This window comes from Acinetobacter rathckeae, assembly GCF_015627125.1.
GTDB lineage: Bacteria > Pseudomonadota > Gammaproteobacteria > Pseudomonadales > Moraxellaceae > Acinetobacter > Acinetobacter rathckeae.
Genome location: NZ_VTDO01000003.1, coordinates 265,057 through 283,294, shown reverse-complemented (window position 1 = coordinate 283,294; position 18,238 = coordinate 265,057). Strand labels below are relative to the sequence as shown.

General features: G+C 41.0%; 20 protein-coding genes. 10 read left to right on the top strand and 10 right to left on the bottom strand.

The features are described 5' to 3' along the window. Positions 1 to 57 precede the first annotated feature (57 nt). The 3 genes from I2F31_RS06900 to I2F31_RS06890 are packed head-to-tail and all read left to right on the top strand — an operon-like array spanning position 58 to position 4,765. Positions 58 to 1,371, top strand: a complete 1,314-nt coding sequence (locus I2F31_RS06900; RefSeq protein ID WP_195769418.1) for an efflux RND transporter periplasmic adaptor subunit — start codon at positions 58 to 60, stop codon at positions 1,369 to 1,371. A 2-nt stretch (positions 1,372 to 1,373) separates the two neighbouring features. Then, complete coding sequence (locus I2F31_RS06895) at positions 1,374 to 3,365, top strand: MacB family efflux pump subunit (RefSeq protein WP_195769419.1); 1,992 nt, start codon at positions 1,374 to 1,376, stop codon at positions 3,363 to 3,365. 8 nt (positions 3,366 to 3,373) lie between these two features. After that, entirely contained in the window at positions 3,374 to 4,765 is a 1,392-nt protein-coding gene (locus I2F31_RS06890; protein ID WP_195769420.1) for an efflux transporter outer membrane subunit, read from the top strand. Between the two features lie 49 nt (positions 4,766 to 4,814). On the opposite strand, the gene I2F31_RS06885 is transcribed toward I2F31_RS06890, so the two are convergent. The 3 genes from I2F31_RS06885 to orn form a co-directional block, all read right to left on the bottom strand. Further along, positions 4,815 to 5,618 (bottom strand): enoyl-ACP reductase FabI, encoded by an 804-nt coding sequence (locus tag I2F31_RS06885; protein WP_195773636.1) that lies wholly within the window; start codon positions 5,616 to 5,618, stop codon positions 4,815 to 4,817. Between the two features lie 167 nt (positions 5,619 to 5,785). Continuing rightward, a complete protein-coding gene (locus tag I2F31_RS06880; RefSeq protein ID WP_195769422.1) occupies positions 5,786 to 6,517 on the bottom strand; it encodes a Bax inhibitor-1/YccA family protein in 732 nt (243 codons plus the stop codon). 139 nt (positions 6,518 to 6,656) lie between these two features. Then, positions 6,657 to 7,211, bottom strand: coding sequence for an oligoribonuclease (gene orn, locus I2F31_RS06875; RefSeq protein ID WP_195769423.1), 555 nt, complete (start codon positions 7,209 to 7,211; stop codon positions 6,657 to 6,659). Positions 7,212 to 7,331: 120 nt separating this feature from the next. Here orn and rsgA point away from each other — a divergent pair, with 120 nt between their 5' ends. The 6 genes from rsgA (at position 7,332) to I2F31_RS06845 (ending at position 11,492) form a co-directional block, all read left to right on the top strand. Then, positions 7,332 to 8,393 (top strand): small ribosomal subunit biogenesis GTPase RsgA, encoded by a 1,062-nt coding sequence (rsgA, locus tag I2F31_RS06870; protein ID WP_195773638.1) that lies wholly within the window; start codon positions 7,332 to 7,334, stop codon positions 8,391 to 8,393. Positions 8,394 to 8,484: 91 nt separating this feature from the next. Then, on the top strand, positions 8,485 to 8,892 hold the full coding sequence (locus I2F31_RS06865; RefSeq protein WP_195769425.1) for a rhodanese-like domain-containing protein: 408 nt from the start codon (positions 8,485 to 8,487) through the stop codon (positions 8,890 to 8,892). Positions 8,893 to 8,908: 16 nt separating this feature from the next. Continuing rightward, positions 8,909 to 9,163, top strand: a complete 255-nt coding sequence (grxC, locus tag I2F31_RS06860; RefSeq protein ID WP_213014824.1) for a glutaredoxin 3 — start codon at positions 8,909 to 8,911, stop codon at positions 9,161 to 9,163. A gap of 27 nt (positions 9,164 to 9,190) precedes the next feature. Further along, positions 9,191 to 9,649, top strand: a complete 459-nt coding sequence (secB, locus tag I2F31_RS06855) for a protein-export chaperone SecB (protein WP_195769426.1) — start codon at positions 9,191 to 9,193, stop codon at positions 9,647 to 9,649. A 135-nt stretch (positions 9,650 to 9,784) separates the two neighbouring features. Beyond that, positions 9,785 to 11,074: an AarF/ABC1/UbiB kinase family protein gene (locus I2F31_RS06850; RefSeq protein ID WP_195773639.1), complete on the top strand. Its 1,290-nt coding sequence runs from the start codon at positions 9,785 to 9,787 to the stop codon at positions 11,072 to 11,074. Between the two features lie 85 nt (positions 11,075 to 11,159). Next, positions 11,160 to 11,492, top strand: coding sequence for a HopJ type III effector protein (locus I2F31_RS06845; RefSeq protein WP_195769428.1), 333 nt, complete (start codon positions 11,160 to 11,162; stop codon positions 11,490 to 11,492). A 39-nt stretch (positions 11,493 to 11,531) separates the two neighbouring features. On the opposite strand, the gene crcB is transcribed toward I2F31_RS06845, so the two are convergent. The 4 genes from crcB to I2F31_RS06825 all read right to left on the bottom strand — a co-directional run bounded on the left by crcB (position 11,532) and on the right by I2F31_RS06825 (position 15,135). After that, on the bottom strand, positions 11,532 to 11,912 hold the full coding sequence (crcB, locus tag I2F31_RS06840; RefSeq protein ID WP_195769429.1) for a fluoride efflux transporter CrcB: 381 nt from the start codon (positions 11,910 to 11,912) through the stop codon (positions 11,532 to 11,534). A 70-nt stretch (positions 11,913 to 11,982) separates the two neighbouring features. Next, positions 11,983 to 13,245: a glycosyltransferase gene (locus I2F31_RS06835; protein WP_195769430.1), complete on the bottom strand. Its 1,263-nt coding sequence runs from the start codon at positions 13,243 to 13,245 to the stop codon at positions 11,983 to 11,985. 55 nt (positions 13,246 to 13,300) lie between these two features. Beyond that, the gene (locus I2F31_RS06830; RefSeq protein WP_195769431.1) at positions 13,301 to 14,506 is read right to left on the bottom strand and encodes a TIGR03862 family flavoprotein; all 1,206 of its coding nucleotides are present in this window, start codon (positions 14,504 to 14,506) and stop codon (positions 13,301 to 13,303) included. Continuing rightward, positions 14,503 to 15,135: a class I SAM-dependent methyltransferase gene (locus I2F31_RS06825; protein WP_195769478.1), complete on the bottom strand. Its 633-nt coding sequence runs from the start codon at positions 15,133 to 15,135 to the stop codon at positions 14,503 to 14,505. Before I2F31_RS06825 ends, I2F31_RS06830 begins: the two co-directional genes overlap by 4 nt. Positions 15,136 to 15,219: 84 nt before the next feature. On the opposite strand from I2F31_RS06825, the gene I2F31_RS06820 reads away from it, so the two are divergent. After that, a complete protein-coding gene (locus I2F31_RS06820) occupies positions 15,220 to 15,399 on the top strand; it encodes a DNA gyrase inhibitor YacG (protein ID WP_195769432.1) in 180 nt (59 codons plus the stop codon). Here the strand turns inward: I2F31_RS06820 and I2F31_RS06815 are convergent. The 3 genes from I2F31_RS06815 to I2F31_RS06805 all read right to left on the bottom strand — a co-directional run bounded on the left by I2F31_RS06815 (position 15,396) and on the right by I2F31_RS06805 (position 18,187). Continuing rightward, the gene (locus I2F31_RS06815; RefSeq protein WP_195769433.1) at positions 15,396 to 16,037 is read right to left on the bottom strand and encodes an MBL fold metallo-hydrolase; all 642 of its coding nucleotides are present in this window, start codon (positions 16,035 to 16,037) and stop codon (positions 15,396 to 15,398) included. The genes I2F31_RS06820 and I2F31_RS06815 overlap by 4 nt on opposite strands. A gap of 10 nt (positions 16,038 to 16,047) precedes the next feature. Then, on the bottom strand, positions 16,048 to 17,070 hold the full coding sequence (hemH, locus tag I2F31_RS06810) for a ferrochelatase (RefSeq protein ID WP_195769434.1): 1,023 nt from the start codon (positions 17,068 to 17,070) through the stop codon (positions 16,048 to 16,050). Positions 17,071 to 17,191: 121 nt separating this feature from the next. After that, the gene (locus I2F31_RS06805; protein ID WP_195773640.1) at positions 17,192 to 18,187 is read right to left on the bottom strand and encodes a DUF4062 domain-containing protein; all 996 of its coding nucleotides are present in this window, start codon (positions 18,185 to 18,187) and stop codon (positions 17,192 to 17,194) included. Positions 18,188 to 18,238 lie beyond the last annotated feature (51 nt).

The window sequence follows — 18,238 nt, the reverse complement described above, 5'->3', positions numbered from 1 at the left end:
TTATTTTCACTTAATCTACCCTTCTATATTTCATTTTTGCTGACGTTACAACACGCTATGTTAAAAAAAATTAAACCGATACGCCTTATTGTTGTTATAGCAATCATTGCAACGCTCTGTTTCTTTGCATGGGAATGGTTCAAACCAAAGAATGGACAACCACAATACATTACCGAAGAAGTGGTTCGTGGTAATCTTGAAAATACAGTCCTTGCGACAGGTACACTCGGTGCAAGTAAGAGTCTAAATGTCGGAGCTCAAGTTTCAGGTCAAGTCAAACACATGTATGTTCAACTTGGTGACCAAGTCAAAAAAGGGCAAATCATTGCTAAAATTGATTCGGTAACGCAAGCCAATGACCTAGAAAATAGTGCAGCAAATATCAAAAGTCTGCAAGCACAACGCTTACAACAAGAGGCTCAACTGAACGAAGCCAATTTAGAATACAAACGCCAAAAAGCCATGTTTGCACAAGATGCAACCTCTCGTGCCAGTTTTGAAAGTGCCGATGCCAAATACAAAACAGCACTCGCACAGCTTAAAGTCATTGATGCTCAAATTGAGCAAGCACACTTATCAGAATCTACTGCACGTATTAACTTAAGCTATACCAAAATCATTGCACCAATGGATGGTACGATTGTCGCGATTGTGACCAATGAAGGCCAAACGGTCAATGCAAACCAAACTGCACCAACCATTGTGAAACTCGCACAGCTCAACCAAATGACCATTAAGGCACAAGTGAGCGAAGCCGATATTATGAAAATTGAAAAAGGGCAACAAGTCTATTTCACCACATTAGGTGACGACAAAAGACGTTATGCGACACTTCGCCAAGTTGAGCCTGCGCCTGACTCAATTACCAGTGATTCAACCAGCACATCAAGTAGTACTGCCATTTACTACAATGCCCTTTTTGATGTACCTAACCCAGATCAGAAGTTGCGTATAAACATGACGGCTCAGGTTTATATTGTACTGAGTTCGGCTAAAGATGCATTATTAGTACCTTCTGCTGCCTTAAGCAACTTACGTGCCCCAAAAACAGATCATGCACCACAAACGCCACCAAATGCTCCAACCAATACAGCAAACAAGCCTCAAAAACTTGATTTAACAGAGGCACAAAAAGAATTATTAAAATCAGGTCAAGCCAGTCTAAGCATGGTACGTGTATTGGTGAATAATACCGCTCAACCACAGCAAGTACTCGTTGGCATGAATAACCGTATTAGCGCGCAAGTCCTTGCAGGGCTTAAAGAAGGCGATCAAGTGATTATCGCAGACAGCAGTGACTCATCTGCAGCCAACGCGAAAGCCAATAACAACCGTAAACGTACGAACACACCGCCACCAATGGGAATGTAAGCATGACACAACAAGCATTGCTTGAAGTTCGTGACCTCATTCGAGAGTTTCCTGCGGGTGAAAGCACGATTCAAGTGTTAAAAAACATTAACCTGAGTATTTACGCAGGTGAATTGGTTGCGATTGTTGGGCAATCAGGCTCTGGTAAGTCCACACTCATGAATATCTTGGGCTTTTTAGACCGCCCAACCCAAGGCCAATACTGCGTGAATGGTCATGAAACAGGTCAACTTGAACCTGATGAATTGGCACAATTACGCAGAGAATATTTTGGTTTTATTTTTCAGCGTTACCACTTACTCAATGACCTTTCAGCAGAAAGTAATGTAGAAGTACCTGCAGTGTATGCCAGCAGTGCATCTCATGAACGCAAAGAACGAGCAAAACAACTACTCACTGCCCTTGGGCTTGAGCAAAAAACCCAAAACCGCCCCAATCAACTCTCTGGTGGTCAACAACAGCGAGTATCTATTGCTCGAGCACTGATGAATGGTGGTGATGTCATTTTAGCAGATGAACCCACAGGGGCTCTTGACTCCAATAGTGGTATTGAAGTGATGCGTATTTTACGTGCGTTAAATGCCGCAGGTCACACCATTATTTTAGTCACACATGATATGGATGTTGCAAAAAATGCAACTCGTATTATTGAGCTAAAAGATGGTGAAGTCATTGCCGACCGAGCCAATGAACAAAAAGCCCTTGAAGATAGCGAAACCCCATCTTCACATCAGGCTATACTCAACTCAAATACAGAAAAAGGTAAAAAAGTATCTGCTTTTCGCTCTGCTTTAGATCGACTCTCTGAAGCCTTTCGTATGGCACTTTTAGCCATGAACGCACACCGTATGCGTACCTTTTTGACCATGTTAGGGATTATTATTGGTATTGCATCTGTCGTGACCGTGGTTGCTCTTGGGCGTGGTTCGCAACAAGAGATTTTAAAAGAAATTAGCAACTTGGGCACAAATACCATTACCGTTATGCAAGGTAAAGGCTTTGGTGACAACTCAAAAACTGCCAATTTTAAAACCCTTGTGCCAAGTGATGCAGATGCACTGGCAGCACAGCCTTATGTAAGTGCTGTTAGCCCCTTAGTAAACACCTCTAAAGTGATTCGTTTTCAAGAAAATGAAGCCACGGCAACCATTAACGGCGTAGGACGTGACTTCTTCACCGTAAAAGGACTCAGCTTCCAAGAGGGACAAGGTTTTGATGACACCAGTGTACGTATTCGTGCCCAAGATGTTGTCATTGATACCAACACCCAAAAGCAGTTCTTTTCACATTTACGTAGTCCGATTGGTCAGGTGATCTTACTTGGTAGTGTACCTGCACGTATTATTGGGGTGATTGCACCACCTACAAGTACAGCAGGTGTGAGTGATTCACTGAATGTATATATGCCATATACCACCGTCATGAGTCGTATTTTAGGGCAGTCAAATGTAAGAAATATTTTAGTGCTCATTAATGATAAATACTCTACAGATGCGGCCGACAATGCCATTGTTAATCTACTCACGCAACGGCATGGTGCACAAGACATTTATACCATGAACAGTGACAGCATTCGCCAAACCATTGAAAAAACCACCAACACCATGACACTACTGGTGTCTGCCATTGCAGTCATTTCATTGATTGTAGGCGGTATTGGGGTCATGAATATTATGTTAGTTTCCGTAACTGAACGTACCCAAGAAATTGGGGTACGCATGGCTGTTGGAGCAAGACAAGGGGATATTTTACAACAATTCCTTATCGAGGCTGTATTGGTGTGCTTATTGGGCGGTATTTTAGGGGTGCTTTTATCACTCGGTTTAGGTCAGCTCCTCACGCAATTGGGCGGTGGTGCATTTACTCTGTCTTACTCTACCCTATCTATTGTGGCCGCATTTATTTGCTCTACCCTTATTGGTGTAGTGTTTGGCTTTTTACCTGCAAAAAATGCAGCAAAACTCGACCCTGTTGCCGCTTTGGCTAGAGAATAAGGAATCACATGAAACATCAACTTTCTACACTCGCCAGCGTATTGGTTATGTCAGGTGTACTGTTTGGCTGTAGTGCATTGGTGAAAACACCATACAAAGCACCTGAAGTTGCTATAGCACCCACCTTTGCATACAACAACCCAGTCACACCTCAAAGCAACTACCCAGACCAATGGTGGACGCTTTTTAATGACACCTCACTCAATCACCTCATTGAGCAAGTGATACAAGAAAACCATAATCTTGCTATTGCGGGAATGATACTACAGCAAGCGCGACTTAAAGCAGGGTTAGCTCAAAGCCAAGAAGGGCTCAGAGTCAATGCATCGTCATCTACAGGGCATCGCTTTACCCTACAAGATGGTTCAAACCAAGCCCAAGGTGTATCTGCAAGTGTGGGTGTGAGCTATGAGCTCGACTTATTTGGCAAGTTATCCCACCAAACTCAAAGTGCTGAATGGGAAGCAAAAGCCAGTGCCGAAGATTTACAAGCCACTGCTCAGGCGCTTATTGCAACCACAGCCAAATTGTACTGGCAATTGGCTTATTTGAACGAAAGTAAAACTACTGCACAGCAAAGTTTGGCACACTCTAAGCAACTAAATGCATTGGTCAACACACAATACAAACTGGGTGCAGTCTCTGGCTTAGAAACCACACAGGCAGCTCAAGCGGTACAAAGCCAAGTAGCTAACCTCAACCGTATTGAGCAAAGCTTGGTTGAAACACGTACAGCACTTGCCGTACTGCTACACATACCCGTACAGCAATTAAGTATTTCCGAGCCAAAACAACTGCCACAAACCACATTGCCACGCATGACTGCGGGTTTACCTGCATCATTATTGGCACGTAGACCCGACCTACAAGCCAGTGAGCTTCGTTTGCGTAAAACCCTTGAAAATACCAATGCCACACGGGCAAGCTACTACCCGTCTATCAGTTTAACCAGCAATGTGGGAACAAGCAGTACCTCTCTCTCAGAGCTGATTAAAAACCCAATTTTGACACTTGGTGCAAACTTAAGCCTGCCCTTTTTGCAATATAACGACATGAAACATAATCTTGCAGTCAGTCAACTTGAATACGACAAAGCCATTTTGCAATACAAACAAACGCTATACCAAGCTTTTGCAGATGTTGAAAATGCCTTGTCTAATCAAACACAACTGGCAAACCAAGTCCAAGCGCAAAGTGACACACTTGCACTGTCCGAACGCTCAGAACAACTGATTTTAATACAGTATAAATATGGTGCAGTTGCCTTAAAAAATGTACTTGATCAGCAAGAAAACACACGAAATACCCGCTTAAATTTAGTCAATCTAAAACAAAGCCAGTACAACGCATATGTCACACTCATACAAGCTCTAGGTGGTCGCCCGATTCCGACCACTTAAACATAAAAAAGCGACCATCAAATGGTCGCTTTTTTTAGATCAGGATTGATTATTCATCATCCATAATCGCAGGGCTCATACCTACAGTATTGAAGCCTGCATCAACATACATGATTTCACCTGTAATACCTGAAGCCCACGGCGAGCATAAGAACAACGCAGCATTACCCACTTCTTCAATGGTCACATTACGCTTTAAAGGTGAAATCTTTTCGTTGGCATCAAGCATTTTACGGAAAGATTTAATCCCAGATGCCGCCAAAGTACGAATTGGCCCTGCTGAAATGGCATTCACACGAATACCGTCTGCACCCAAGCTTGACGCAAGGTAACGTACACCTGCTTCAAGTGATGCTTTCGCCATACCCATCACGTTGTAATTTGGCATGACACGCTCTGAACCTTGATAAGTCAGCGTGAGTAAGCAGCCTTGGCGAGCTTGTAATAGTGGTTTTGCAGCACGTGCCATTTCAATAAAGCTATATGCACTAATGTCATGTGCAACTTTAAAGCCATCACGGTCAGTTACATCTGTAAAGTCACCATCTAAAGTGTGTGCAGGTGCAAAACCAATCGAGTGAATCACGCCATCTAAACCATCCCAATGGGCTGCAATAGATGCAAATGCGGCATCTACTTCACCATCTACAGATACATCACATGGGAATACCAATGTTGAACCAAAACTTGCTGCAAAATCATCAACACGTTTTTTTAACTTTTCATTTGGGTAAGTAAAAGCAAGCTCTGCACCTTCACGGTGAAGTGCTTGTGCAATACCGTATGCGATAGATAATTTGCTTGCAACGCCCGCAACTAAAAAACGCTTACCTGTGAGTAATCCTTGTGCCATGTGCTGGTCTCTCATTAAAGTTATTTAATACATACATGCTATTTTGTCGAGTTTGAGGCAATTTATAAATTGCATAAAGCATCTTTTTTTATTTTTTTAGCCCTCAGTCACAAAAAAGCCACCTTTATTAGAGTAATAAAGATGGCTTTACGCAATGGTATGTCTAGTTAGTCGTTTGAAGTTAAACCAATCAAACGTAAAAATGACACATACATCCAGACAAGGGTTGCCAATAACGCAACAGCACATGTCCATTCAAATGCTTTAGGTGCACGTTGTGCAGCTGCACTTTCAATCAAGTCAAAATCTAAAATTAAATTGAGTGAAGCAATCACCGCAACAAAAGCAGCAAAACCAATACCCAACCAATTGCTTTCAAATACATATGGAATAGATGAGCTAAACAATAATCTCATCACCATTTGCACCACAAATACTAAAGCAATCGCAATGGTTGCAGACAGTACAACGGCTTTAAACTTTTCAGTGGCACGAATAATTTTGGCACGGTACAGACCAAACATCACTAATGTTGTCGCAAAAGTTGCCAGTAGGGCTTGTAGTGGCGCACCAGGGTATTTGGCTTGAAATACAAACGAAATACCACCTAAAAATGCACCTTCAAATAAAGCATACGGAATCGCTAAAGTCGGTGCAGTATTTGGCTTAAAAGTAATAATCAACGCCAAGATAAAACCACCAATACCACCAACCGTGCTGGCAGCATAAGCAATACCCACATTAAAGTTAAGGGCACAATAAAAAAATAGAGCAACACCTACCAGTGCAGATGTAGCGGTTAACAAAACTGACTTACCAACAGCCCCTTGCACGCTCATGGGCTGTGTATAATCGGCATGTGTTTCCACACGCGTTAAAATAGGGTTATTACTTTGCATTATTCAACTCTTCTAAGGTTGTAGTTGATACTAAATATTTTAAGTACAAAAGCATGGTGGGAACAAAAAGTTTTTGTAACCACATATATGTATATGCCCTCAAGTACATTTACTTCAAGGGCATATTTATAACTATATATTACTTATTGGTGATGAAAAAATACTCTCGGTAATACTTTAATTCACGAATAGAATCTCGAATATCATCTAATGCCAAATGAGAAGCTTCTTTTTTCAAGCCATCCATAATTTCAGGACGCCAGCGTTTCGCTAGTTCTTTCACAGAAGACACATCCAAATGACGATAATGAAAAAACTGCTCTAGCTCAGGCATTAGACGGTGCATAAAGCGACGGTCTTGGCAAATTGAATTACCACACATTGGTGAAGACTTCGGTGCAACCCATTTTTTCAAAAATTCTAAGGTTTGCAGTTCGGCATCACGTATGGTTAAAGTACTACGGCGTACACGCTGAATTAAACCAGACTGACCATGTTGACGTGTATTCCACTCATCCATTGCATTTAAAATAGTGTCAGGCTGATGCACTGCCAATACAGGACCTTCTGCCAGAATATTTAAATTGTCATCGGTGATAATGGTCGCAATTTCGATAATTTTATCGTTATCTGTATCTAGCCCTGTCATTTCAAGGTCAATCCAAATCAACCGTGTTTGTGGTGTGCTGCTCATGAAATCAATGCTTATTCATTAAGTAAACATTAATATTAGCAAATTTATTCTGTCTTGGCTGTAATTGTCATGGCCTTCATGCTATTTTTGCGGTTTATCTATTTTTGTTTTAGGGTTTGAATGGCTCTCATTCGTAAACGACGTTTAACCGATCAGCAAAAGCGCCGCATTCATAAACAACACCAATCTCGACAAGATGACATAGATACCTCAAACGACCTCGAAGGTCTTGTGGTTCAACACTACGGTCGTCAACTTGAAGTCAAAGCATTGTCTGTTCCTGAAGTCCATCCTGAAAAACCTGTGCTTGGGCCAGATGACCCTGAACCATTTTGGAAACCCATTACGCTTGGCAGTGTGTGGCGCTGTCATACCCGTACCAATCTTGAGTTATTGGTCACAGGTGACCGTGTGACATGGCAGGCCGACCCCAATACAGGTTTAGGTATTATTACCGCCATTCACCCAAGACAATCTTTACTCACTCGCCCAGATCGCTACCACAAAGTCAAACCTGTTGCAGCCAACATTTCTTTAATTGTGATTGTATTTGCAGTCCTGCCTGAGCCTGCACCCATGCTCATTGACCGCTATTTAGTGGCCTGCCAACATGCCAATATTCCAACGCTATTGGTGCTCAATAAAGCAGATTTAATCACAAGTAATCAGCAACACATTGAAAATTTGCTACAAGAGTACCAACAGCTAGGCTATGAGGTCATGACCACCCATGCACATGGCGAAGTAAATACTTTGGCACAGAGAATTGATGGCGAAACCGTTGCTTTTGTGGGGCAGTCTGGTGTTGGAAAAAGCTCTCTGATCAACGCCATTTTGCCAGATGCTGCTCAAAAAATTAATGTCATTTCAGAAAACTCTGCCCTTGGGCAACACACCACAACATCAACCCGACTCATTGACTTTGGTCAAAGTGGTGCCCTGATTGACTCACCGGGGATTCGTGAATTTGGTTTGTGGCATTTAACCGAAGATGCCATTTATTCAGGCTTTCCTGAAATTTCAGCCCTCATTGGTCAGTGCCAGTTTAGAAACTGCACACATAGACATGCCAAAAACTGTGCTTTAGAAAAAGCCGCTTCAGAGGGTGAAATTTTACCAAGACGCTTAGAAAGTTTTTTACGTCTGTGCGATGAAATTCAAGAAGCACAGCAAAAAAGCTAAATTTCTTGGTGATTACCCTTGAAGCAAGGTTTTTGATCACCATTAATATAAGCTATACTCAAACTCATTTTTAATGGTTATAAGGTGAATTGTGGAACGTTGGTTCGAATTTATGGGGAATCACCCCTTTTTGTTTGCTGTCCTTGCAGTTCTTATCGTCTCGTTTTTTATCGTTGAGGGTAAACGCAACGGCCGCAAAATCTCGGCACAATCCCTTGGTATTTTAGTTAAAGCTAAAAATGCGATGCTTATTGATTTAAGAGATGCAAAAGACTACCGCGAAGGTCATATTAGTGGTAGCCGTAATATTCCTTACAGTAAGCTGACAAGCCATATTGAAGAATTAAAAACAGCAGACCGCCCATTGGTATTTATTTGTAACTTAGGTCAAGTTGCAGGTTCAGCATTATCACAAGTCGGCCATAGCGACAGCTACCGCTTAGATGGTGGTGTCGCGAATTGGAAAGCTCAAGGCCTGCCGCTGGTTAAACCGAAATAATATTTTGGAGAAAATTATGTCAAACGTTGTTATTTATTCAACGACTGTCTGCCCATATTGCGTTCGTGCCAAACAACTTTTACAACGTAAAGGCATTGAATATAAAGAAGTAAACCTATCCAATGAGGCACCTGAAGTTCGTACTGAACTGATGCAACGTACAAATCACCGTACTGTGCCTCAAATTTTTATCAACGACCAATTTATTGGTGGTTTTGATCAACTTTATGCACTAGAGCGTGAAGGTAAACTTGACGATTTAGTTGCTTAATTTTTTATTTACACAAAGGATTTTATAATGAGCGAAGAACAACAACCGCAATTGGCACTTGAGCGTCTATACACGAAAGATGTTTCTTTTGAAGTTCCTGGGGCACACGTTTTTACTAAAGAATGGCAACCTGAGCTAAACATCAACCTATCTTCTACTGCAGATAAAATTGATGAAACTCACTTTGAAGTGGCTCTAAAAGTGGTTGTAGAAGCAAAAAATGCGGGCGAAACAGCATTTATTGTTGACGTTACACAAGCAGGTATTTTCTTGGTTGATGGCGTTGAAGAAGACCGCCTACCGTACATTTTAGGTGCGTACTGCCCAAATATTTTGTTCCCATTCTTACGTGAAGCAGTGAACGATTTAGTGACTAAAGGTAGCTTCCCACAATTACTCCTTACGCCAATTAACTTTGATGCAGAGTTTGAAGCAAACTTACAACGTGCTCAAATGGCTGCTGCTGAAGCAGAAGGCAAAGCATAAGCTTTTGAATGGTGTGGAATACGCTTTCCACACCATTTTATTAAACAACAAAAAATGAACAAGAATAGATAGGCGCTTAGCAACAACACCGTTATTATTTTGAATAAATCATAGTTAAAAACAAGGCTATTGGCTATGGCATCATCAAGCAAACGCTTTTTAAAACTCGCCACCATGACAGCAAGTATTGCAACGAAAACTGTATCGAACACCATTCGCAACATCACATCGAATGAAGCAGAAAAGACTTCTGCAAAACAACAGTTGTTTCATGATATTGGTCTACAAATTGCCAATACTTTAGGTGAAATGAAAGGTGCGGTGATGAAGGTTGGACAAATTGCCTCACAATACAAAGACATTTTCCCACCCGAAGTCAGCAAAGCCATTGAAAAACTACAGCGTCAAGCCCCTGCAATGCCTTTTGAGGTCATTCAACCTTATATTGAAAAAGAACTTGCTCAACCCTTAGATACTCTCTTTTCATCATTTGACGAAAAACCATTTGCTGCCGCTTCTATTGGTCAAGTACATAAAGCCAAACTGCATAACGGTGAAGAAGTGGTGGTAAAAGTCCAATATCCGGGAGTCGATGAAGCCTGTGAAAGTGACTTAAAACAAGTCCGTCTTGCCCTACGACTCATGGGCGTACTCAAAATAGACAAACAACTGCAAGACCAACTGTTTGATGAAATACAAGACAGTCTAAACAACGAATTAAACTATGAAATAGAAGCACAAAACCTAGAAGTTGCCCGTTATTTTCATGCCAATATAGACCCCAATATTATTATTCCAAGGGTTTATAAAAACCTGTCTACCCGACATATTTTAACTTTAAGCTTTGAGCACGGCGAAAATATACAAACCGCAAGTACATGGTCTCAACCGCTTAGAAATGAACTGGGCAAACGCCTGTTTAGAGCCATGGGACAAGAAATTTTTTACTTACGCCGTTTTCATTGTGACCCCCACCCCGGTAATTTTTCATTTAGAGAAAATGGGCAAGTGGTGGTCTATGACTACGGCGGTGTAAAAATTGTTTCACCAGAGATCATTCAACATTTTAAAACCCTTGTAAAAGCCTCTAGAACACATGATGTAACCACAGTTGAAAATCAGCTGATTGCTTTACATGCCCTTACTGAAAAAAATCTATTTCCTCATGAGCTATATGAACAATGGTTGGAGGTTTTACTGCGCCCACTGGTCACCAACTACGACTTTGCCGAAAACTCCGCACACCATGACGGGGTAAAATTGGTCAAACAATCACTTAAATATTGGGATTTATTTAGACCATCACCAGATACACTGATGATTAACCGAACCATTTCAGGACACTACTGGAACTTAATTCACTTAAAAGTACATGACAATTTAAGTGATATTTTTGAAGAACTCGTTCCATCAAACACGCAATAAAATAATCCAACAGTCACAGGCTCGCTTTTTATGATGAGTCTTGATAACGTATCAACACGTTTTTTAAGTATATATGAGTCGACACATGGCAGAATTTATTTTACAACAGCTCCAACAACACACTCAGTTTAAAGATGTGATTGCATATATTGAAGAACTTTACACACATACACCTACTGCATTTAAAAATGGCTCACAAAACAATGCAGCCACTGAGAATCAAGGCAGTGCCAAAGTATTATACTTTGCAAAACTGCAACAACTTGACCAAGAGCAGACTTTAAAATTATTTGCAGAACACTACCAAAGCGTACTCAATACACCAAATGACCAAGACCATCAAAACATTCGCCAGTTTATGCAACATGGCTGGAATGGTGTTTCATTTGCAGGAACAGCTCTCGTTGCAAAAGCATAATTCAAGCATTGATATTTAATCGCTTAATGTCACCGTGTGCTACGATGCGGTGACATAATGACACGTGGCCATACCTGCAAGTGTACATAGCAATGCACCCACCACATGTATGCTAATTGCAAGCAGTGCCGTACTAAAACGACCTTGCTGTAACAAAGCAACCACTTCTGCAGAAAACGTAGAAAATGTGGTAAGCCCCCCACAAAACCCTGTAATTAAAAATAATTTGTATTGGTCACTCAGCTGGCTTTGTGCAAAAAAAGCAATTAAAAAACCAATAATAAACCCACCCACTAAATTCACACATACTGTACCTAACGGAATTTGTGGATAAATTTGATTCAACTTTAACCCAATGAACCAACGCAACCAACCGCCCAATACCGAACCACATGCAATGGCTAATAATGAATAACCCACAACTGCCCTCCTTTTTAAATACTTCAAGCCAGTGATAGACATAAGCCTAACAACATGAGCTTAAATGAAATTATAACTTCGGCATCACGGCTTTAAATTGTTGTAAAAGCTTTTGCCTTGCTTTGAGAATATGATTATTTTTAAACTGAGGTAACGTTAAAAAAGACAAAATAAGTTGTTGTTTATTTTTATCTTGCTCGGCCACACATTGTATTTTTAGCTGTGAAATCACTGTAATTAGATCACAATAAAACTGGTTAGATAGTGGCTTTTTTTCAAGTAAAGGCAATATATGCTGATATGCCAAGATCGGTTTTTGTAAAGCCAAAGACGCATTAAGCAACTGTAAATCGATCCCATAGCTCATGGTAAACCCCTGATAATATGCCATGCTCGTTGAATGTTGCTGAACAATCACTTTAGCCTGCTGTGCGTAGTCATAGGCCAACTGATATTGCCCTTGTTGTAAGTATAATTTACTCAATTCATAAGGTGCATCAAAGCGTGTTGTAAAACGTTGTATCGCAATTTTCCAGTAACTCACAGCATCTTCATACTGTTTGAAATGCCCTGCAATTTGACCCAGTTTCAAGTAACTTTCATACTCTTCATCAATATTAAAGACAATATTTGGATACTCTTGTGTATAACTCAAACGGCGTTCAAACCATTGTTTGGCCTGCAAATACTGAACAATATTAAGACAAGATAATCCAGAATAATATGCATAACGGGCTTTTAAAAATACATCTTGCTCTTGGGCATAAAATAAGCTCAGATGTTTCACATCATCATGGTATTTATTTTTATTTTGGCTACGTGCACCAAAATGTCCAACTCGAACATGATAATCGCCCATAATCATGGCCGTTTTCGTATCTGGTGCAAAGGCAATAAATTCATGTAACTTACTATGCCACATACATGCTAAATCATTTTGCACCAATAAATAGCGGTAATGAATCAGACCATTTTCTTCTTTTAACTTCAATGCATAAGCATCTAAGTCCAAACTCGGCAAACACAACTGCCCTTCTATACGGTCATCAGCATCCCAAAATAAAATATAGTCTGCCTGATCACGGCAAGCCTCTAATGCCAAGTTCCGATTATGTGCAAAGTCTTGCCATACATGGGTGAGTACTTGCCCCTTAAGCTGATGTTTCAGTAAGTAGTCTTGTACCAAAGCAACGGTCTGATCTGTACTGCCTGTGTCACAAATCACCCAAGTGTCAATATTAAAATGGCTTTGCAAGTGCTCAAGCGTATGAATAATAATAGGCGCTTCATTTTTAACAATCATGCTTAAAGCAATACTGACTTGTTTTTCCACAGCAGACGACTCTAATAAAATATAGAATTAAAATGACACAATCAGATTTTTTTCGCTAGTTATCAGATAAAAAACCATGTACCCCATGACCTGCAACACGCCCACTGGCCAAACATGCTGTTAATAAGTAACCGCCTGTAGGAGCGTCCCAGTCGAGCATTTCACCACAACAAAATACTCTCGGTTGGCTTTTGAGTTGCAAATCTACGGTTAAAGCGGTTTGCTTAATCCCCCCTGCACAGCTAATCGCTTCATCTATGGGTCTAAAGCCAAGGAGGTCTATCCTTAAATGCTTAATATACGTCGCCACTTTTTCTGCATCGTGCCAATACGCTCGATCAACCACTTCACGTAACAGTGCAGACTTGGCGGTATCTAAACCAATTTTGCGTAAGCGATTACTTAAAGATTGTTTTTTATGCTGTTTTAAGCCGTGTAATAACTGTTCATAAGATATATTTGGCAGTAAATCTAAACTTAACGTATATTTATTAGATGATACGGCTTGTGCACGTAACTCACGGTTTAAACGGTATATCACCCCACTTTCTAGACCATATTGCGTAATGACTATATCGCCTGTCACTGCATTTTCTGTCGCACTCACCCATGCTCGAATGCCTTTTAATGGCTGACCAAACATGGGCTGCATATAATCAGACCATGTACGTACAACACCTGCATTACTGGCCTGAAAGGGTGTGACTTGTTTTGCATCAAGCCACTGCAACCAACGTCCATCACTGCCAAGTTTTTGCCAAGAGATTGCACCACATGCCAAAACAACCGCATCAAACGATTGCTGTTTGATCTGCTCATCACGTGTGGTTTGTAGTGTTAACGTATTGCCTGAAAGGTCAATACAACGGTGTCTATAATAGAACTGCACGCCATGTTGCTGCAGACGTTGCAACCATGCTCGTAATAAGGGCGCGGCTTTCATTTCAACGGGAAAGATTCGCCCTGAAGACCCCACATAAGACGAAATACCAAGGCCGTCCATCCATGTTTGAATCCAGTTGGCATCGTACTTTTTTACCCATGGTGCTAACCAGTCGGCCGCATCATAACGCCCAATAAATTGCTCAATTGGTTCTGCGTGTGAAATATTTAGCCCTGTTTTACCTGCCATTAAAAACTTTCGGGCAGCGGACGGCATTTGCTCAAATACATGCACGGCGTAACCGTGTTGGCTCAATACTTCGGCAGCCATGAGCCCCGCAGGCCCTGCACCAACGATCGCCACCGACTGCTGGCTCATGGATTAACACCATTTAAAGGCTGAAAGTCATCAAAACGAGTCTGATACTGCTCAGGTTTTGTGATTACCAACTGCTGACACAACTCGCCACGTGCCAAATACTTCACTTCAAAGTGTGTTCGGGCTGAATCACTAGCAATGGTTTGTTTTTCATAAGGCAGTTTCCACACCTGCAATAACTGCTGTTCAGCTTCTGCAATATATTCCACAATATTACTGGCTAAAATAACTTTCCCACCCTCAGCCAAGCGAGACAGTAAAAATTCAAAAAATGGCATATTTAACCAACGCTGTGTAGCATTATGTGGCTCTGGGTTTGGATACAAAATATAAAATGTGCTGACTTGTTTCGGGTATAACGCATGAGTAACCCACGGCAATGCATCAGCATGAATCGGGTGTAAATGTAAACTTGGGTTCAAAAGCACCTGCTTTTGCATCGCATCAAACTTTTCACGTGTTCGCTCAATGGCATACAATGTTGTATCTGGATACTGCTGTGCAAAAAGCAACGCATGCTTCCCCTTACCTGCTCCAATTTCAACCACTACAGGTTTATTTTCAATCGGTTTAAATTGGCGTGGTGCAACCATACGCTGTGCTTGAAATTGACGAATCGGCATAATCAGATCAAACTAATAAATATTGGCGTAAGTCTAACAAGCCGAACTGCACTTGCCTACATTTAAACCCAACAGTTTAGGATCATTTTTATGCAGACTACTTTTCCATGCCCACGTTGCGGTGAGCCCTCTACATGGCAAGACAATGCCTTTCGGCCATTTTGTTCAGAACGTTGTAAATTGATAGACCTTGGTGCATGGGCAAGCGATGCTTACCGCTTACCCACTGAAGATTCACCAACAGCAGAGCATGGCTCAGAGGGCGATTAATTATTTGGCTGAATAAATGGATTATATGCTCGCTCATGCCCAATATGACTGATTGGGCCATGACCGGGAATAAATTGGGTATGGTCGGGTAAAGTCAGGCACTCGCGATGAATTGATGCAATCAAGTCAGCATGGCTACTTTGTGGAAAATCTGTCCGTCCGACAGACTCTTTAAATAATACATCACCTGCCCAGAGCAAGTTGTGTGATGCTTGATAAAACATAATATGACCTGGTGTATGCCCCGGTGCAAAGCGGACTTCAAACACATGCTCACCCAATTGCAACTGATCACCACCCTCCAACCATTGATTAATGGTGACTGGCTCTGGTACGGGAAAGCCATATTTTGCAGATACTTCTTGTAATGAGTCAATCCAAAATGCATCTTCTTTATGTGGCCCGACCACAGGCACTTGCCATAATTTAGCTAGCTCACCGACTGCCCCAATGTGGTCTAAATGACCATGTGTTACCCACAGGGCTTTTACAGTTAAGCCTTGCTCATCTATAAAATGGCAAATTTTATCTGCATCACCGCCTGCATCGATCACCACTGCTTCTTTACTGTCAGACTCCCAAACCACAGAGCAGTTTTGAGCAAATGGGGTCACTGGAATAATCTGAACCTGTAACATAAGCGATATCTCAACGTGTGTATTGAGCCAATGTTACATCTAAAGCAGTCAAATGTGCATCTAGTAACGTTTCAAATAATTGTAAATGCATGGCATCTGTATTTAATGCAGGAATATATGCATATGACTCACCGCCTGCGTGTTTAAAGTTTTCTGCATTTTCTACAGCCAACTCCTCAAGCGTTTCTAAACAGTCGGCTGAAAAGGCAGGGCTCATAATTTGCACCGACTTCACACCTGTTTTACCCCACTCAGCCAATAATTCATCTGTGTAAGGTCGAACCCACTCTTGTAAACCAAAACGTGACTGAAAACTAATTGCCCATTGCTCATCATTTAAACCGAGCTCTTCTGCCACCAATTTTGCTGTTTTACGGCAACGTTCAGGGTACGGGTCGCCTTTGTCTGCAAAAGGCTGTGGTATACCATGAAAAGACATTAACAACTTATCTGAACTGCCATGCTCAGCACGGTAACGGCGTACACTTTCAGCCAACGCTTTAATATATAGCGGGTGCTGATAATAATCACGAATCATACTGATGCCGGGAATATTACGTTGCTTCAATGACCATTTCGCCAACATATCAAATTGAGGAGCTGTAGAGGTTGCAGAATACTGTGGATACAATGGGAACAATAAAATATGGTCTGTATCTGAACCATTTAAATCTTGAAGTAACGCTTTCATGCCCGGATTACCATAGGTCATGGCTGGGACAATATTTAAATCTAGATGAGGATATTTTTCTGGTAACACTTGCTGAATGTGCTTGACCTGATCCATCATAATTTCACGCATAGGCGAATCATTCCACCACACCGATGCATAAGCTTCCGCCACACGTTTTGGGCGAGAAGGTAAAATAAATAGCCGTAAAATAATTTGCCAAAGCACTTTAGGAATTTCAATCACACGTGTATCTGATAAAAACTCTTTTAAAAATTGACGTACTGCAGGTGCAGTCGCTGCATCTGGTGTGCCTAAATTGGCGAGAATGACAGTGACTTTCGGTTTATTTTCTATCATCATGACTCTAATCGCTTTCTATACTTAGGTGTAATTTAAAGCTTTTTGGTTTTAATTAAAACCGAACCATCACTTGTATTTTTATTTAAACTCATCGCTATTAACAATGGTTTTATTAAGTCATTTATTTAAAACATATTTTTTCAAGCATAAACAACGTAGCAGGGGTCATTTTCCAAAGTACATAGCGATGATGATCTCGACCAACGGGTACAATCCATGCATTTTTTTGCACTTGAACCTTTATGCTATGTAAAGACTGCGTCGTAATATTAACCTCAGATACTTCTGTTAAATTAGGATGAGAAATCGCCACATCAGATAAAGCCACTTTTTCTAAATAACGGTTCAAACAATACACAAATTGTGCTTCAGATTTTGGTGTAGCAAAACACTGCGCTAAAATATGTAGAATATTTAACCATGTTAATTTTTTGACTTGTTTTAAACGATACTGATCACCATTTTGGTCATAAGCCTGTAAATGGTATTGTAAGTTGAACGTATCTGTACATTGCACAGGTTTTAAATTTAACATTGTAGCTGGGCAAAGTTGCTTAGGCTTGCTCTCTAACTCTTCTACACGCTGTCTAAGGCGTTGAATTTCATCTTGTAATAACCGAGTCCCATATGAACGAATCCATCCTTGTGTTGGATAACGTAGCAACACTTCAGGCATATGTATTCGTGCCTTCAGCTCTAAATCTGTTGCATCTTCAAACTCGAAAACACACGGTACATCGTGCATAATTTGTTGACGAAACAACGTAAATTTTTGCTGAATCTCAGCTGTCATTTGGCTGTAGTGACTCACTTTTCGTGGTTCAGCCAATACAAATGCAATCACGGGTTTTTGTCTTGCCAATGCATAAATATATTCAAGTTGCATATAGCTCATGCCTGCTGAAGACAACATACCGTAGTCTGCACCAAGCAATAAAATCACATAATCACTTTCATCAATTTGACGACGTGCAAGTGTCGCTGTTTTAGATGAACGTTGTTCTACACCCCATGGGAAATACCCCATAAGTACCAAAGTTTGACACAATGTCCGATAAGCCTCGGACATCTCTAAGCCCGATGTAGAAATAAAAACTTGATAGCGCTTGTCGACCATGAAATAGACTCATTGATGCTATTTATAATCATTAAATCTATTGATTAGAAA

Excerpts from the sequence above, each read along its gene's own strand:
- I2F31_RS06900 (WP_195769418.1), top strand. The coding sequence starts at position 58 with ATGTTAAAAAAAATTAAACCGATACGCCTTATTGTTGTTATAGCAATC.
- I2F31_RS06895 (WP_195769419.1), top strand. The coding sequence starts at position 1,374 with ATGACACAACAAGCATTGCTTGAAGTTCGTGACCTCATTCGAGAGTTT.
- I2F31_RS06890 (WP_195769420.1), top strand. The coding sequence starts at position 3,374 with ATGAAACATCAACTTTCTACACTCGCCAGCGTATTGGTTATGTCAGGT.
- I2F31_RS06885 (WP_195773636.1), bottom strand. The coding sequence starts at position 5,618 with ATGGCACAAGGATTACTCACAGGTAAGCGTTTTTTAGTTGCGGGCGTT.
- I2F31_RS06880 (WP_195769422.1), bottom strand. The coding sequence starts at position 6,517 with ATGCAAAGTAATAACCCTATTTTAACGCGTGTGGAAACACATGCCGAT.
- orn (WP_195769423.1), bottom strand. The coding sequence starts at position 7,211 with ATGAGCAGCACACCACAAACACGGTTGATTTGGATTGACCTTGAAATG.
- rsgA (WP_195773638.1), top strand. The coding sequence starts at position 7,332 with ATGGCTCTCATTCGTAAACGACGTTTAACCGATCAGCAAAAGCGCCGC.
- grxC (WP_213014824.1), top strand. The coding sequence starts at position 8,909 with ATGTCAAACGTTGTTATTTATTCAACGACTGTCTGCCCATATTGCGTT.
- secB (WP_195769426.1), top strand. The coding sequence starts at position 9,191 with ATGAGCGAAGAACAACAACCGCAATTGGCACTTGAGCGTCTATACACG.
- I2F31_RS06850 (WP_195773639.1), top strand. The coding sequence starts at position 9,785 with ATGGCATCATCAAGCAAACGCTTTTTAAAACTCGCCACCATGACAGCA.
- I2F31_RS06845 (WP_195769428.1), top strand. The coding sequence starts at position 11,160 with ATGGCAGAATTTATTTTACAACAGCTCCAACAACACACTCAGTTTAAA.
- I2F31_RS06830 (WP_195769431.1), bottom strand. The coding sequence starts at position 14,506 with ATGAGCCAGCAGTCGGTGGCGATCGTTGGTGCAGGGCCTGCGGGGCTC.
- I2F31_RS06820 (WP_195769432.1), top strand. The coding sequence starts at position 15,220 with ATGCAGACTACTTTTCCATGCCCACGTTGCGGTGAGCCCTCTACATGG.
- I2F31_RS06815 (WP_195769433.1), bottom strand. The coding sequence starts at position 16,037 with ATGTTACAGGTTCAGATTATTCCAGTGACCCCATTTGCTCAAAACTGC.
- hemH (WP_195769434.1), bottom strand. The coding sequence starts at position 17,070 with ATGATGATAGAAAATAAACCGAAAGTCACTGTCATTCTCGCCAATTTA.
- I2F31_RS06805 (WP_195773640.1), bottom strand. The coding sequence starts at position 18,187 with ATGGTCGACAAGCGCTATCAAGTTTTTATTTCTACATCGGGCTTAGAG.